The 14,728-nt window shown below is 72.9% G+C and carries 14 protein-coding genes and 1 pseudogene; 5 read left to right on the forward strand and 10 right to left on the reverse strand.

The window, feature by feature from the left end; genetic code table 11:
* Positions 1–97: 97 nt before the first annotated feature.
* Positions 98–283: pseudogene (gene dmpI / locus K7472_RS06840) on the reverse strand (4-oxalocrotonate tautomerase DmpI); the annotation flags it as partial.
* 113 nt (positions 284–396) lie between these two features.
* The gene (locus tag K7472_RS06845; RefSeq protein ID WP_222975048.1) at positions 397–1,311 is read right to left on the reverse strand and encodes a LysR family transcriptional regulator; all 915 of its coding nucleotides are present in this window, start codon (positions 1,309–1,311) and stop codon (positions 397–399) included.
* 51 nt (positions 1,312–1,362) lie between these two features.
* Between K7472_RS06845 and K7472_RS06850 the strand changes: the two genes are divergently transcribed.
* Positions 1,363–1,908, forward strand: a complete 546-nt coding sequence (locus K7472_RS06850; protein WP_222975050.1) for an NUDIX domain-containing protein — start codon at positions 1,363–1,365, stop codon at positions 1,906–1,908.
* A 109-nt stretch (positions 1,909–2,017) separates the two neighbouring features.
* Here K7472_RS06850 and nicT read toward each other — a convergent pair whose 3' ends face one another.
* Positions 2,018–3,142 carry a Nickel transporter NicT gene (nicT, locus tag K7472_RS06855; RefSeq protein ID WP_308013793.1) on the reverse strand — a complete coding sequence of 375 codons (1,125 nt, stop codon included), beginning with the start codon at positions 3,140–3,142 and terminating at the stop codon, positions 2,018–2,020.
* A 106-nt stretch (positions 3,143–3,248) separates the two neighbouring features.
* The gene (locus K7472_RS06860; protein ID WP_222975054.1) at positions 3,249–3,974 is read right to left on the reverse strand and encodes a FadR/GntR family transcriptional regulator; all 726 of its coding nucleotides are present in this window, start codon (positions 3,972–3,974) and stop codon (positions 3,249–3,251) included.
* Between the two features lie 168 nt (positions 3,975–4,142).
* On the opposite strand from K7472_RS06860, the gene K7472_RS06865 reads away from it, so the two are divergent.
* Together K7472_RS06865 and K7472_RS06870 are read left to right on the forward strand one after the other, a co-directional pair.
* Positions 4,143–4,619 carry a gluconokinase gene (locus K7472_RS06865; RefSeq protein ID WP_222975273.1) on the forward strand — a complete coding sequence of 159 codons (477 nt, stop codon included), beginning with the start codon at positions 4,143–4,145 and terminating at the stop codon, positions 4,617–4,619.
* A 142-nt stretch (positions 4,620–4,761) separates the two neighbouring features.
* Positions 4,762–6,162, forward strand: a complete 1,401-nt coding sequence (locus tag K7472_RS06870) for a GntP family permease (RefSeq protein WP_222975056.1) — start codon at positions 4,762–4,764, stop codon at positions 6,160–6,162.
* Between the two features lie 49 nt (positions 6,163–6,211).
* Here the strand turns inward: K7472_RS06870 and K7472_RS06875 are convergent, their stop codons facing one another.
* A complete protein-coding gene (locus K7472_RS06875) occupies positions 6,212–7,492 on the reverse strand; it encodes a glucarate dehydratase family protein (protein ID WP_252395245.1) in 1,281 nt (426 codons plus the stop codon).
* 214 nt (positions 7,493–7,706) lie between these two features.
* Positions 7,707–8,462, reverse strand: a complete 756-nt coding sequence (locus tag K7472_RS06880; RefSeq protein ID WP_222975061.1) for an SDR family NAD(P)-dependent oxidoreductase — start codon at positions 8,460–8,462, stop codon at positions 7,707–7,709.
* A 302-nt stretch (positions 8,463–8,764) separates the two neighbouring features.
* On the opposite strand from K7472_RS06880, the gene K7472_RS06885 reads away from it, so the two are divergent.
* Together K7472_RS06885 and K7472_RS06890 are read left to right on the forward strand one after the other, a co-directional pair.
* The gene (locus tag K7472_RS06885) at positions 8,765–9,745 is read left to right on the forward strand and encodes a phosphotransferase family protein (RefSeq protein WP_252395246.1); all 981 of its coding nucleotides are present in this window, start codon (positions 8,765–8,767) and stop codon (positions 9,743–9,745) included.
* A gap of 6 nt (positions 9,746–9,751) precedes the next feature.
* Positions 9,752–10,960 carry an acyl-CoA dehydrogenase family protein gene (locus K7472_RS06890; protein WP_222975065.1) on the forward strand — a complete coding sequence of 403 codons (1,209 nt, stop codon included), beginning with the start codon at positions 9,752–9,754 and terminating at the stop codon, positions 10,958–10,960.
* A gap of 70 nt (positions 10,961–11,030) precedes the next feature.
* Here the strand turns inward: K7472_RS06890 and K7472_RS06895 are convergent, their stop codons facing one another.
* The 4 genes from K7472_RS06895 to K7472_RS06910 all read right to left on the reverse strand — a co-directional run bounded on the left by K7472_RS06895 (position 11,031) and on the right by K7472_RS06910 (position 14,688).
* A complete protein-coding gene (locus K7472_RS06895) occupies positions 11,031–12,347 on the reverse strand; it encodes an MFS transporter (protein ID WP_222975067.1) in 1,317 nt (438 codons plus the stop codon).
* Positions 12,344–12,964 carry an ArsR/SmtB family transcription factor gene (locus K7472_RS06900; RefSeq protein ID WP_222975069.1) on the reverse strand — a complete coding sequence of 207 codons (621 nt, stop codon included), beginning with the start codon at positions 12,962–12,964 and terminating at the stop codon, positions 12,344–12,346. Before K7472_RS06900 ends, K7472_RS06895 begins: the two co-directional genes overlap by 4 nt.
* A gap of 122 nt (positions 12,965–13,086) precedes the next feature.
* Positions 13,087–14,070: an NADPH:quinone oxidoreductase family protein gene (locus tag K7472_RS06905; protein ID WP_222975071.1), complete on the reverse strand. Its 984-nt coding sequence runs from the start codon at positions 14,068–14,070 to the stop codon at positions 13,087–13,089.
* An 18-nt stretch (positions 14,071–14,088) separates the two neighbouring features.
* Positions 14,089–14,688 (reverse strand): TetR/AcrR family transcriptional regulator, encoded by a 600-nt coding sequence (locus K7472_RS06910; RefSeq protein ID WP_222975073.1) that lies wholly within the window; start codon positions 14,686–14,688, stop codon positions 14,089–14,091.
* Positions 14,689–14,728: the final 40 nt, after the last annotated feature.

The raw sequence follows: 14,728 nt of genomic DNA on the forward strand, positions 1-14,728 counted from the left end.
GCGGCGGCGTGCGGGACGGTCTCCCCCGTGGAGCGTCCCGCGCGCCCCGCCCTTCACGCGTGAGGGCTCGGCCACGCGTGAGGGCTCAGCACGCCGTTCACTTGTCGGCGCGCAGCACGCCGCCGACGCCCCAGCTGTCGGCCGGGGTGTCCTGGAACCAGACGAAGACGGTGTCGGCCGGGATCTGGTAGGCGTCCACGAAGGCGTCGGTGATCCTGCGGACCAGGTCGCGCTTGGCCTCGACGTCGCGCGGGCCCTGCTGGATGGTCACGTTCGGCATGGTGTGCTCCCTCGGGTCTCCCGGCGGCGCCCGGTGGTTCCGGGCCGCTCACCGGCACGACCCCAGTCCACCGTGTCGCGTCCCCGCCACCAAGACGCATCCGGCGAACGCAGCGATCAGCGCGTGTGATCGCCGGCCCCGGCCTCGTCCCGCGCCCTCCCGCACGCCTCCAGCAACTGCCGGGTGCGGCGCGGCGGCCGGGTGCGGTGCAGCACCAGCCCGGTCGTGATGGTCGGCCCCGGCGCGGCGAACGGCACGAACGCCACCTTGGGCGCCACCATCCGCTCGGCGTGCGCCGCGTAGACCACCGTCCACATCGCCGTGCCCGACCCGATCGCTGCCAGCGTGTCCTGGAGGCTCGCGGTGGACGGCCCGGGTATGGGCTCGAAGCCGGCGTCCCGGCAGGCGGCGACGACCAGGTCGACCAGCGGCGGGTTGTTGCGGCGGGCGGTCAACCGCAGCGGCAGCGGCGCGAGTTCGGCGATCGGCAGCTCGCCGCGGGCGGCCAGCGGATGACTCGCGGGCACCACGGCGACCAGCGGTTCCTGCCAGACCGGGACCACCCGCACGCCGTCGCTCTCCTCCTGTTCACCGCGGACGAACGCGGCGTCCAACCGCCCGTCGGCGACCTGCGCGAGGCGCTCGGCGGTCGGCACGTAGGCCAACTCGACGGCGGTGTCGGGGGCGAGGGCGGCGAAGGCGTCGAGAACCGCGTCGAGGTGGCCGCCCATGCCGTTGCTGGTGCCGACGCGCAGGGTGGCGGCGCGCTCGGCGAGGTGTTCCGCGACGGCCGCCCGGGCGCGGTCGGCGGCGGCCAGCACGGCCCGCGCCTGCGGCAGCAGACTGGCGCCCGCGGGGGTGAGGCGCACGTGCCGGGGCGAGCGGTCGAACAGCTCGACGCCCAGCTCCCGTTCCAGCCGCCGGATCAGCTGGCTGACGGCGGGCTGCCCGATGTGCAGGCGTTCCGCGGCACGGCCGAAGTGCATCTCCTCGGCGACGGCGGTGAAGTACTCCAACTGGCGCAGTTCCACCCCGGGATCCTATGCGGCGGCGTTGTCGGAACCGTCTGCTTTCATGGCGTCATGGCTGACGAGAGCGGTGCGGCGGAGGAAGGGCGCTCGGCGGACGAGCTGCTGGACATCGTGGACGAGCACGACCGGGTGGTCGGGCAGGCCCGGCGCGGCGAGGCGTACGCCCGGCGGCTGCGGCACCGGTGCGTCTTCGTGCTGGCGCGGGATGCCGAGGGCCGGATCTTCGTGCACCGGCGTACGGCGGAAAAGCTGGTCTTCCCCTCTCGTTACGACATGTTCGTCGGCGGTGTCGTCGGCGCGGGCGAGGGGTACGACGAGGCGGCGCTGCGCGAGGCCCAGGAGGAGCTGGGGGTGGGCGGGCTGCCGCAGCCGGTGCCGGTGCTGTCGTTCCTGTACGAGACGCCGGAGCACACCTGGTGGTCGCGGGTCTACGAGGTCACCTGCGCGCGGCCGGTGGATCCGCAGGCGGAGGAGGTCGCGTGGCACACCTTCCTCACCGACGAGGAGCTGGCGGCGCGGCTGCCCGAGTGGGAGTGGGTGCCGGACGGACTCGCGGCCTACCACCGACTGCGGGAGGCCCGCGGCGGGACCGGCTGAGCGGTCCCGCTCCGGGCCCGCCGCGAACGCCGTCCGCTTCAGGCCCGCGCCGCGAACAGGCCGCCGCGATCACGCGCGGGCAGCGGTCGGGCTCAGGCCGCGGTCGGGCTCAGGCCGCGGGCTCGCGGGCCGCCGGGACGTTCGCGTCCCACTTCTCCTCGATGCGGCCGAACTTCCACACCGCGAGCGCCACGGCCCACGTGGCGACGAACAGCCCGACGATCCAGAAGCCGATGGTGTTGAGGTCGACCGAGGCGATCCAGTCCCAGAACGGGCCGGTGAGCGAGAGCTTGTCGCCGACGATGGACAGCAGCTCGATACCGCCGATGATCAGCGCGACGGCGATCGACAGGCCGGTGATGGTCAGGTTGTAGTAGACCTTGCGGACCGGCTTGGAGAACGCCCAGCCGTAGGCGAAGTTCATGAACGAGCCGTCGATGGTGTCCAGCAGCGACATGCCCGCGGCGAACAGCACCGGCAGGCAGATGATCGCGTACCAGGGCAGCCCGGAGGCGACCGAGCCCGCGGCCATGACCAGCAGGCTGACCTCGGTGACGGTGTCGAAGCCCAGGCCGAACAGCACGCCGACCGGGTACATCTGCCACGGCTTGCGCACCGCGCGGGTGGCACGGCCCAACACGCGGTTCATCAGGCCGCGCTTGTCGAGCTGTTCCTCGAGCGCCGCCTCGTCGTACTCGCCCGCGCGCATGGCACGGAACACCTTCACCAGGCCGAGCAGGACGGCCAGGTTGATGGCGGCGATCAGGACCAGGAACGCGCCGGAGACCAGGGTGCCGATGAGGCCGCCGACCTGGTGCATGCGCGAGTTGTCGTTCGACAGCCCGGTGCCGACCGCGCGGACGCCGAGGGCCAGCAGGAAGGTCAGGCCGAAGACGATCGTGGAGTGGCCCAGGGAGAACCAGAAGCCCACGGACAGCGGCCGCTTGCCGTCGCTCATCAGCTTGCGGGTGGTGTTGTCGATGGCGGCGATGTGGTCGGCGTCGAAGGCGTGCCGCATGCCCAGGGTGTACGCGGTCAGGCCGGTGCCGATGCCGAACGCGCCGGTGCCGAGCCGGTAGTGGTCGGGGACGACCAGCGCGAGGATGCCGAAGCCGACGACGTGCAGCAGCACGATGAAGCCGGCCATGCCGCCGAGCCGGGCCCACTCGGGGCGCGTCAGCGAGTGGCGTATCCGGTGGAGCGACGTCACCGGCGGGGCTTGGGTGGCGGTCACGGTGCGGGGCTCCTCGGGGACGTGCGCGGTCACAGGTGGTTCGCTATTGCACATTACCCGCAACAGCGCCTCACGGGCACCCCCGGGGTACCGCCCATCGGGCCGCTCAGGGCGCCAGGATGTCCAGCTCCCGCAGTGCTCCCACGCAGATCTCCCGCATCAGCCGCTCCGCCTCCCCCGCGTCCCGCGCCCGCACCGCCTCCGCGACCCGCACGTGCAGCGTGACCGCCTCGGGGTCGGGGGTGCTGAACATGACGTGGTGCTCGGTGCGGCCGGTGAGCACCTCGGCGACCACGTCCCCGAGGCGGGCGAACATCTCGTTGCCCGAGCCGTCGAGCACCTCGCGGTGGAAGGCGACGTCGTGCACGAGGTACTCGCGCAGGTCACCGGCGCGCCCCGCCGCCGCCATCTCGCCCGCCAGCACGGTCAGTCTGCGGCACTGCTCCGGGGTGGCGGAGCGCGCGGCCAGGCCCGCGGCGACCGGTTCGACGGCGGTGCGCAGCATGGTCAGCGACCGCAGTTGCCTCGGCCGGTCGGATCCGGCGAGCCGCCAGCGGATCACGGCGGGGTCGAAGACGTTCCACTCCTCGGCGGGGCGGACCGTGATGCCGACCCTGCGCCGGGTCTGCACCAGGTGCATGGCCTCCAGCACGCGCACCGCCTCGCGGGCGACAGTCCGCGAGACGCCGTAGCGCCGTTCCAGTTCGTCCAGTCGCAGCACGGTGCCGGGCGGGTGCGCGCCGGAGGCGATCGCGGGGCCGAGCTTGGCGAGGACCCGGGCGTGCAGGCCGCCGGCGTCGGTTCCCACGCCGGGTTCCGGATGCTGAGACATGGAGGACAGCCTATGCGGCACCCTCACGCACACTCGTATGACTTTTACGTCACAGCCTCTTGAATAAGTAGTACCTATGGCGTTTATTGAACGGCGGCCCTTCCGGACCGTGCGGATCCGGCCACCCGACAGGCCAAGGAGGTACCGGTGTCGCCGGTGATCGTGGTGATGGGAGTCTCGGGCTCCGGCAAGTCGACGGTGGGAGGGCTGCTGGCCGAGCGCCTCGGCGTGCCCTACGCCGAGGCGGACGACTTCCACCCGCCCGCCAACATCGCCAAGATGTCCGCCGGTCACGCCCTGGACGACGCGGACCGGGCGCCCTGGCTGGACGCCATCGCCGCCTGGATCGCCGAACGCGACGGGCTCGGCGGCGGCGTGGTCAGCTGCTCGGCGCTCAGGCGGCGCTACCGCGACCGGCTGCGCGAGGCGGCACCGGGCCTGTTCTTCCTTCACCTCGACGGGCCACGGGCGCTGATCGCCGCCCGGCTCGCGGCCCGGCTCGGGCACTTCATGCCGTCCGGACTGCTGGACTCGCAGTTCGACGCCCTGGAACCGCTGGACGCCGACGAGGCGGGCGCGGTCGTCACCGTCGACGGCGGCCCCGAACGCATCACCGCCCGAGCGCTCGCGGCACTGCCCCACTGACTCGCGGCGGCCGCCCCGCTTTCGCGGGCACCGCCCCACCGAGGAGCCCGCGCCACCGGTCACCCCGCCACGGTCATCCCGAGCGACCTGAACACCCCGCGCCACCTTCCCCGACTTCCTTCGTACGTAACGGAGTTCCGTCATGCCCGCACTCAGCGCCGAGCTGCTGGCCGCGACCGCGGCGCCGCCCCCGATCACCCACGCCGGTGACGCCCGTCTCGCGATCGCCGCGCTGGCCGGCATCGCGGTGATCGTCGCGTTGATCACCCGCTGGAAGGTGCACGCTTTCCTCGCCCTGACCATCGGCTCCGGCGTGCTGGGGCTGGTCGCCGGGGCGCCGCTGGCCGCGACGGTGACCAGCTACAGCACCGGCCTCGGCGCCACGGTGGCGAGCGTCGGCACGCTGGTGGCGCTCGGCGCGATCCTGGGCAAGCTGCTCGCGGACTCGGGCGGCGCCGACGTCATCGTGGACACCATCCTGGAACGCACCGGCGAGCGGCGGCTGCCGTGGGCGATGACGCTGATCGCCGCGCTGGTCGGACTGCCGCTGTTCTTCGAGATCGGCATCGTGCTGCTGGTCCCGGTGGTGCTGCTGGTGGCGCGGCGCGGCAACCAGTCGCTGATGCGGGTCGGCATGCCCGCGCTGGCCGGTCTTTCGGTGATGCACGGCCTGGTGCCGCCGCACCCCGGGCCGCTCGCCGCGGTCTCCGCGATCCACGCCGACCTCGGCACGACGCTCGCGTTCGGCGTGCTGGTGGCGATCCCGTCGGTGATCGTGGCGGGGCCGCTGTTCGGACGAGTCGCGGACCACTGGGTGAAGGCCGAGCCTCCGGAGCGGATGACGCCCGCGCGGGCCTCGGAAGGGCTGGAGCGGCGGCCGGGATTCGTGCCCACGGTGTGCACGATGCTGCTGCCGGTCGTGCTGATGCTGGCCAAGGCGCTGGTGGACGTGCTGGTCAAGGATCAGGCGAGCGTGCTCTACCGGGTCTTCGACGTGCTGGGCACGCCGCTGGTCGCGCTGCTGATCGCCGTCTTCGTCGCGATGTTCACGCTGGGCCGCGCGGCGGGCTTCGGCAAGGAGCGCGTCTCCGGCATCGTGGACGCCTCGCTGGGGCCGATCGCCGGGATCGTGCTGATCGTGGGCGCGGGCGGCGGCTTCAAGCAGGTCCTGGTGGACGCCGGGGTCGGGCAGATGATCCTGGACACCTCGCGGCACTGGCACATACCCGCGCTGCTGCTGGCCTGGCTGATCGCGGTGCTGATCCGGGTGGCGACCGGCTCGGCGACGGTCGCCACGATCTCGGCCGCCGGTCTCGTGGCGCCGCTGGCCGCCCACATGTCGAGCACGCACACGGCGTTGCTGGTGCTGGCGGTCGGCGCGGGCTCGCTGTTCTTCTCGCACGTCAACGACGCGGGCTTCTGGCTGGTCAAGGAGTACTTCGGGATGGACGTGCCGCAGACGCTCAAGTCCTGGTCGGTGATGGAGTCGCTGGTGTCGGTGGTGGCCCTGGCGCTCGTGCTGGCGCTGTCGCTGGTGGTGTAGCGAGGGGGCGGGGGCCGGTCATCGGCCCTCGCCCCCTCGCTGCTCGCCGCTACCAGCGCGGCACGGCGGGCGTGGTCCACGTCGGGTCCGCCACTCGCATCGCCGCCGCGTCGTCGCGGTCGCGCAGCGTGCCGTCGTCGGCGAGCCAGCGTTCGTGCAGCGCGCGCAGCGCCTCGCGGTCCAGCTCGACCCCGAGCCCGGGGGCGTCGGAGACGGTGAGGTGGCCGCCGGTGAAGACCGGGCGTTCGGTGACGACGTCCTCGGTCAGCCACGGGTAGTGGGTGTCGCAGGCGTGGTCGAGGTGCGGCAGGGTCGCCGCGACGTGGGTCATCGCGGCGAGGCTGATGCCCAGGTGGGTGTTGGAGTGCATCGACAGGCCGACACCGAACGCGTCGCAGATCCCCGCGAGGCGGCGGGTGTTGCGCAGGCCGCCCCAGTAGTGGTGGTCGCACAGCACGATCCGCACCGCCCCGGTGGTGAACGCCTCCTCGATCTCCGGGAAGGTCGTCACGCACATGTTGGTGGCCAGCGGCAGCGGGGTGGCGGAGGCGACCCGGGCCATGCCGGGCGTGCCGGTCGTCGGGTCCTCCAGGTACTCCAGCACGCCGTCGAGCGCGCGGGCCACCTCGTGGGAGGTCTCCACCGACCAGGCGCCGTTGGGGTCGAGCCGCAGCGGCCGCCCGGGGAACGCCTCGGCGAGCGCCTGGATCGCGGCGATCTCCTGATCCGGCGGGAAGACGCCGCCCTTGAGCTTGAACGAGGTGAACCCGTGGTCGCGGGCGAACCGCCGGGCCTGCGCGACGACGCCCTCCGGGTCGAGTGCCGCGCCCCAGTCGTCGACCGGCGCGCCGTCCACCGGGTGCTTCGCCCAGCGGTAGAAGAGGTACGCGCTGTACTCCACGCTCTCGCGCACCTTGCCGCCGAGCAGCGCGTGCACGGGCAGGCCGCAGGTCTTGCCGAGCGCGTCCAGGCAGGCCACCTCGAAGGCGGAGACGACCGAGAGCCTGAGCTTGTCGGCGGTGCGCACGCCGCGCAGGCCGGAGGCGTCGACGCGGTCGCTGACGGAGGAGGGGTCGCCGCAGACGGCCTCCGCCAGCGTCTCCAGCGCGTTCAGCTCGTTGATCCGCCGGCCGCGCAGGGCCTCGGCGAGCGGTTCGGCCAGGCGCAGGTAGGCGGTGTCGCCGTAGGTCTCGCCGACGCCGGTCACCCCGGCCTCGGTCACCACTTCGACGACGAGGCGCGGGGTGTACGGCTGGTGGACGCCCTGGGTGTTGAGCAGCGGGGGGTCGGCGATCAGGACCGGGGTGAGCCGCACCGCCTCGACCGTCAGGTTCGCCTGGGGTATCACCCGATCACTCCCGATCACTCCGCTCTCCGCGCCGTCCGCGATGCCGCTGCCCATGCGCCGCGCCGCCCCTCGTGATGTTCACGAACGTTGGCGTTCACAAACCTTGGCGTTCACGAATATGAACCGCGTACGCCTATCAGAACGGGACCCTAGGCGCGATCGCGAAAGGGCGTCAAGGACGGGCCACATGCGCGGGTCACATGTGGGTGCCGCCGTCGACGCGGATCTCGGTGCCGGTGACGAACGCGCCGTCGTCGCTGGCCAGCATCGCGACCACGCCCGCCACCGTCTCCGGCGGCGCGAAGCCCTCGCCGATCGCGGGGGCCAGCTTGGCCAGCAGCGACCAGTCGGTGTCCTGCGGCAGGCCGGGGTCGGAGGTCATGCCCGACTGGATGCTGCCGGGGGCGACGCAGACCGCGCGCAGCCCCTGCTTGCTGTACTCCAGGGCGAGGGCGTGGGTGAAGGACTGGATGCCGCCCTTGCTCGCCGCGTACGCCGCCATGTAGGGGTGGGCGAAACTCGCGGACGTGGAGCTGAAGTTGACGACGACGCCGCGTCCGGTCCCCAGAAGCGCGGGCAGGGCGGAGCGGGTGACCAGGAAGGTGCCGGTGAGGTTGACGCCGATGATCGTGTTCCACAGCTCCAGCGTCGTGGCGTGCGTGTGCGAACTGCGCAGGATTCCGGCCGCGTTGACCAGGACGTCCAGCCCGCCGAGCCCGGAGACCGCCTCTTCGACCACGCGGCCCACCGCCGCCTCGTCAGAGATGTCCAGGACCGCGGTGCTCAGCGAGCCGCCGCCGGACGCACGGGCCACGGTCTCCTTCAGGCCCGCCTCGCTGATGTCGGCGGCGACGACCGCGGCGCCCTCCTGGAGCAGCCGCAGCGCGGTCGCCCGCCCGATGCCGGAGCCGGCCCCCGTGACCAGTGCCCTGCGTCCCTCGAAACGATTCATCGCGTCTTTCCCTCCCTGGGCCCGGCGATCTTGATGACCGCCGGACAGAACGTAGCGGACGGCCCCGGGACGCCGAACCCGCCCGCCGTGACGGATCTCCCACTGGACGGCATACCGACTGGTCGGCATGATGGCTTCCGGGACTCCGGGGACTTCCCCGACGTCCCGCGAGGACTTCCGCGACGACGCGCCCGACGGTTGAGGAGCCGCCCGTGACGACCGACCACCCCGCATCCGCCGACGCCGCCGACGCCGCCGATACCGACGCGGGCACCGGGCCGCCCGGCCTCGATCTCGGCCGGCTGCGGACGCACCTGGACGCGGAGCGCCCCGGCCTCGCCGCCGCGCCGCTGACCGGACGACTGATCGAGGGCGGCAAGTCCAATCTGACGTACGCGGTCACCGACGGCGCCTCGCGCTGGGTGGTGCGGCGCCCGCCGCTGGGCCACGTGCTGGCCACCGCCCACGACATGCGGCGGGAGTTCACCGTCCTGCGCGCGCTGCACCCGACCGCCGTACCGGTGCCGGAGCCGCTGCTGCTGTGCGAGGACGACGCGGTGCTGGGCGCGCCGTTCTACGTGATGGAGCACGTCGACGGCGTGCCGTACCGCACGGCCGCACAGCTGGCCCGGCTCGGCGAGGACCGCACCCGGCGCATCGTCCTCGAACTGGTCGACACGCTGGTGGCGCTGCACTCGGTTGACCCGGAGGCGGCCGGGCTCGGCGACTTCGGACGGCCCGACGGGTTCCTGGAGCGGCAGGTGCGGCGCTGGGGCAAGCAGCTCGCCGCCTCGCGCAGCCGCGACCTGCCCGGCATCGACGAGCTGCACGAACGGCTCGGCGCCGCCCTGCCCGCCTCGGGCCCGGCCGCGGTGGTGCACGGCGACTACAAGCTGGACAACGTGCTCGTCGGCGACGGCGACGCGATCACCGCCGTACTGGACTGGGAGATGTCCACCCTCGGCGATCCGCTGACCGATCTGGGTCTGCTGCTGATGTACTCCGGGCAGCAGGACCCGGACTCGCCGGTGGCCGCGCTCGGCGGCGCGCCCGGATACCCCTCCACCGACGAGCTGACCGCGCGCTACGCGCAGGGCTCGGGGCGGGACGTCTCCTCCATCGCCTGGTACACCGCGTTCGCCGACTTCAAGCTCGCGGTGATCGCCGAGGGCATCCACTACCGCTACACGCTCGGGCAGACCGTGGGCACGGGCTTCGACCGCATCGGCTCGCTCGTCCCGCGTCTGATCGAGCAGGGCCTGACGACCCTTCAGGAAGGCTGATTCCGCATGGAGTTCGGATACGACGCCCGCACCGAGGAGCTGCGCGGCGAACTGCTGGCGTTCATGGACGAGTTCGTCTACCCGGCGGAACCGGTCTTCGCCGAGCAGCGGGCCACCGCGCGGGACCCGTGGTCGCCGCCGCCGGTGGTCGAGGAGCTGAAGGCGCAGGCGAGGAAGCGCGGCCTGTGGAACCTGTTCCTGCCCGGCGGGAACGGCGCGGGCCTGACCAACCTCCAGTACGCGCCGCTCGCCGAGATCACCGGGCGCAGCCCGCACCTCGCCCCGCCCGCGCTCAACTGCGCCGCGCCGGACACCGGCAACATGGAGGTGCTGAACGAGTTCGGCAGCGACGCGCAGCGCGAGCGGTGGCTGCGGCCGCTGCTGGACGGCGAGATCCGCTCGGCGTTCGCGATGACCGAACCGGACGTGGCCTCCTCCGACGCGACCAACATCGAGACCCGCATCCAGCGCGTCGGCGACGAGTACGTCATCAACGGCCGCAAGTGGTACATCTCCGGGGCGATGAACCCCCACTGCGCGATCTTCATCGTGATGGGCAAGACCGACCCCGGGGCCGAGCGGCACCGCCAGCAGAGCATGGTGCTGGTCCCGCGCGACACCCCCGGCCTCGAAGTGCGGCGCGGCATGCGGGTGTTCGGCTACGACGACGGGGACCACGGCGGCCACGCCGAGGTGCTCTTCGACGACGTGCGGGTACCGGTGGACCACCTGATCGGCGAGGAGGGCGGCGGCTTCGCCATCGCGCAGGCCCGCCTCGGGCCGGGCCGCATCCACCACTGCATGCGGCTGATCGGCATGGCGGAACGGGCCGTGGAGCTGATGTGCCGCCGTGCGGTGGCGCGCACCGCGTTCGGCAAGCCGCTGGCGGCGCAGGGCGTGGTGCGCGAGTGGATCGCGGAGGCGCGGGTGGAGATCGAGCAGTTGCGGCTGCTGGTGCTCAAGACCGCGTGGCTGATGGACACCGTGGGCAACCGCGGTGCCCACACCGAGATCCAGGCCATCAAGATCGCCACCCCGGCGGCGGTCCAGCGCATCCTGGACCGCGCCATCCAGGTCCACGGCGCGGCGGGCGTCAGCCAGGACACGCCGCTGGCCGAACTGTGGGCGGGGGTGCGGACGTTGCGTCTCGCGGACGGCCCGGACGAGGTCCACAAGCGCTCGCTGGCGCGGCGGGAGCTGCGCAAGTACAGCTGACCGCGCTCGTTCGGACGCGAGTGGTGCGGGCCCCTCATCATCCGAGGGGCCCGCACCACTCGCCGCTCCCCTACGCGGCCGAGGCCGCCGGAGTCGTCGGGCGGGTGCCATCGGCCGTCGGCAGGGCGATGGGATCCGTCGGCAGGTCGCGGGCCCGGCCCACGGGGGTGAGCAGCAGCGCCAGGCCCGCCAGGGGCAGGATCGCCGCCGCCACCCACATCGTGGCGCGCAGACCGAGGACGGTGGCGAGCGTGCCGCCGAGTACCGCGCCGAGCGGCATCAGGCCGTAGTTGACGAACGAACTGCCCGCGATCAGGCGGCCGTACAGCTCGGGCGGGCAGCGGTGCTGGCGGAACGTCGCCCAGATGACGTTGCCCGCGACCACGCCGGTCTCCAGGCAGAAGGCGCCCACCACGAAGAACGCGGTTCCGGCGCCCCGGGCGGTGAGCGGTATCAGCAGGTCGAAGGCGAGCAGCACGGTGCTCATCAGCGTGAACGCCCGTGCGGTGCCGATGCGTTCACTGATCCGGCGGGCGATCAACGCGCCGGCCACACCCCCGGTGCCGCCTGCGGCGAAGAGCAGTCCGACGGTGCCGGGCGACAATCCCACGACGCGGACCAGGAAGACCACGTCGATGGAGTTGGAGGCGGTGAGCACCAGGTTGGCCACCGCGCCGAACAGTGTGCCGGTGCGCAACCAGGGATCGGCCGCCAGCACCCGCAGCCCCTCGGCGATCTCCTTCGCCATCCCGCCGCGCGCCCGCCGCGCCACCGCGCGGTCGGCGCGCGGCTCGCGGTGCCGGATGGCGGTGAGGCAGACCAGACTCACCGCGAACGTCGCCGAGTTGGCCAGCATGCCGCCCACGGCCCCCGCGACCTGGGCGATCAGACCACCCGCGCCGGTCCCCGCGATCTGCGCGGCCGAGGCGCTGCCGTTCAGCTTGGCGTTGCCCTCGGCCCGGTCCTCGGGCGCCACCAGTCCGGGCAGGTAGGCGGCGTACGCGGTCTGGAAGAAGACCGCGGCCGCCCCGGTCGCCAGCGCCACGCCCAGCAGCACCGGGTAGTCGAGGCATCCGGTCCACCGCGCCACCGGCACGGCGGCGAACAGCGCCGTCGAGACCGCGGCGGCGGCCAGCATCACGGGTCTGCGCCGCCAGCGGTCCACCCACACCCCGACCGGCAGCCCGATCAGCAGCCAGGCCAGCCATATCGCCGCGCTGAGCAGGCTGACCCTGAAGGTGGAGGCGTGCAGGGTGCCGACCGCGATCAGCGGCATCGCCACCGTGGCGACCGCGTCGCCGAACTTCCCCGTCGTCTCGCCGCACCACAGCAGCCTGAAGTCCCGGCTGCGGCGCAGCAGTCCGCCGCCGGGAGGCCGGGCGCTCACTCGGCGGTCCGTTCCGCGCGCGGGAACGCCTGCCACTGCGCGACGACCGGCAGCGCCCCGGGCTCGGGCTCGGCGTCCGGCTCGGGCAGGTGCCGCTCGACCAGCTCGACCAACTCGGCGTTCATCGACGCGAGTTGGTCAGGCGTCATGCGCAGGTCGGTGTAGCGGTTGATCAGGCTGGCGTTGCGCCACTCCTCGTTCCAGTCCTCGGCCACGAAGGCGACGACCTGGTTGTACATGCTCTGGACGATCTCGTGGACGTAGAGGGACAGCTGCCCCTTGGTCTCCGCGTCGCCGTCCGCGAAGTCCGTGGCACGCAGCATGGTCGCCTCGTCCACCGCCTTCCACCACCGCTCGCGCTTGGTGCCGCGGTCGGTGTCCTCCTCGATGAAGCGGTGTTCCGCGAGGTGGCGCAGGTGCCAGCTGACGGTGCCGGTGTTCTCGCCGAGGCGCTTGGCGAGTCCGGTGGCGGTGGCGGGCCCGTCCAGGCCCAGCAGTTCGAGGATGCGCAGCCGCAACGGGTGCGCCAGCGCCCGCAGGCTGCGGGCGTCGAGGCGGCGGGTGGGCTTCCTGGCGGAGGGCGCGGGCTTTCCGGCGCCCGAGGGGGTTTCCGGCATGGCGCCATCGTAGGTTGCAGAGACTCCTCTGCATAGAGTCGTTTGCAGAGGAGTCTCTGCAATTCGGTACGACGAAGGGGCCGCCCGAGAGCGGCCCCTTCGTCGGCTGTCGGCGGTCGGTGTCAGTCGTTAACGACGACCACCCGCCCGGTCGTCGTGCCGTCCGCGACGCGCTGCACGGCGTCGGCCGCGCCCGTCAGCGGGACGCGCTCGCTGACCAGCGGGCGGACCGCGCCCTCGGCCGCGAGGCGGGTCAGCTCCTCGTGGCAGTGGCGGATCGCGGCCGGGTCGTGGGTGTTGTACAGGCCCCAGTGCAGGCCCAGGATCGCGTAGTTCTTCACCAGCGCGTGGTTGAGCCCGGGCGCCGGGATCGTGCCGCTGGTGAAGCCGACCACCACGATGCGGCCTTCGAACGCGACGCACTTGGTGGAGCGGGTGTAGGCCTCGCCGCCGACCGGGTCGTAGACCACGTCGGCGCCGCGTCCGCCGGTGACCTCCTTGACCACCGCCACGAAGTCCTCGGAGCGCCGGTCGACCACCACGTCGCAGCCCAGCTTCCGTGCGGCGTCCGCCTTCTCGGGGCCGCCCGCGACCCCGATGACCGTGGCGCCCGCCGCCTTGCCCAGCTGCACGGCGGCGCTGCCCACCCCACCGGCGGCGGCGTGCACCAGCAGCGTCTCGCCCGCCTTCAGCGCGGCCCTGCGGTGCAGCCCGAACCACCCGGTCTGGTAGCCGATGTGCAGGGCGGCCGCCTCGGCGTCGTCGAGCGCGTCGGGCGCGGGCAGCACGGTGGCGGCGTCCACCACCGCGTACTCGGCGAAGGCGCCGCCGGGCAGTGCGGCCGGGGAGATGACGCGGTCGCCCTCGCGGAACCCGGTGGACGGCTCGGCGGCGAGCACCTCGCCGCACAGCTCCACGCCGGGGGTGAACGGCATGGGCGGCCTGACCTGGTACTGGCCCCGGCACAGCAGCGCGTCGGGGAAGTTGACGTTCGCCGCGCGCACCTTCACCAGCACCTGGCCGGGGCCGGCCGTGGGCCGTTCCACCTCGTCCAGGCGCATCGCCTCACGCGGTTCGCCGTTGCTGTGGACTCGCCATGCCTTCACTGCCGGTTCTCCGTAACGTCAGGGCCGCCGTACCGAGTACAGCAGCATGTCCGCGAAGTCCGAGGCGACCTGCTCGGCGTCGAGCGGGCCGTCCTCGCGGTACCAGGTGCCGAGGTGGTGCACCGAGCCGAAGAAGTAGTCCACGACGAGGTCGGGCCGCAGCTCGGCGCGGAAGACGCTCTCGCGCTGCCCTTCCTCCACCAGGGCGCGGAACCGTTCGTGGTAGCGGCGCCGGTCCGCCCGTACGGCCTTCTGCTTCTCGGGGCTGAGCTGGTGCATCGAGCGGAAGAAGATCTTGGTGTCGTCCAGGTTCTCGATGCTGGTGACCACGACGTCCGCCGCGGCGGCGCGCAGCCGTTGCGCCACGCTCCCGCCGCCCGCCGCGATCTGCTCCAGGCGCTCGGTCTGGAGCCGCAGCACCCGGGCGTAGACCTCGTGCAGCAGGTCGTCCTTGCTGCCGAAGTAGTGGTAGAGCGCGCCCTTGGTCACGCCCGCGGCCTCGACGATCTCCTGGACGGAGGTGCGGTCGAAACCGCGCTCGGCGAAGAGCCGGGTGGCCTCGGCGAGCAGCCGCCGCGGTACCGCCGCGGTCGCCTTCGTTCCCGCGCCGTCTGCCATGGTCCGGTCCCCTCTCGCCCGGCGGTCCGCGTGGTCCCGG

Source organism: Streptantibioticus parmotrematis (assembly GCF_019890615.1).
In the GTDB taxonomy this organism is placed as follows: domain Bacteria; phylum Actinomycetota; class Actinomycetes; order Streptomycetales; family Streptomycetaceae; genus Streptantibioticus_D; species Streptantibioticus_D parmotrematis.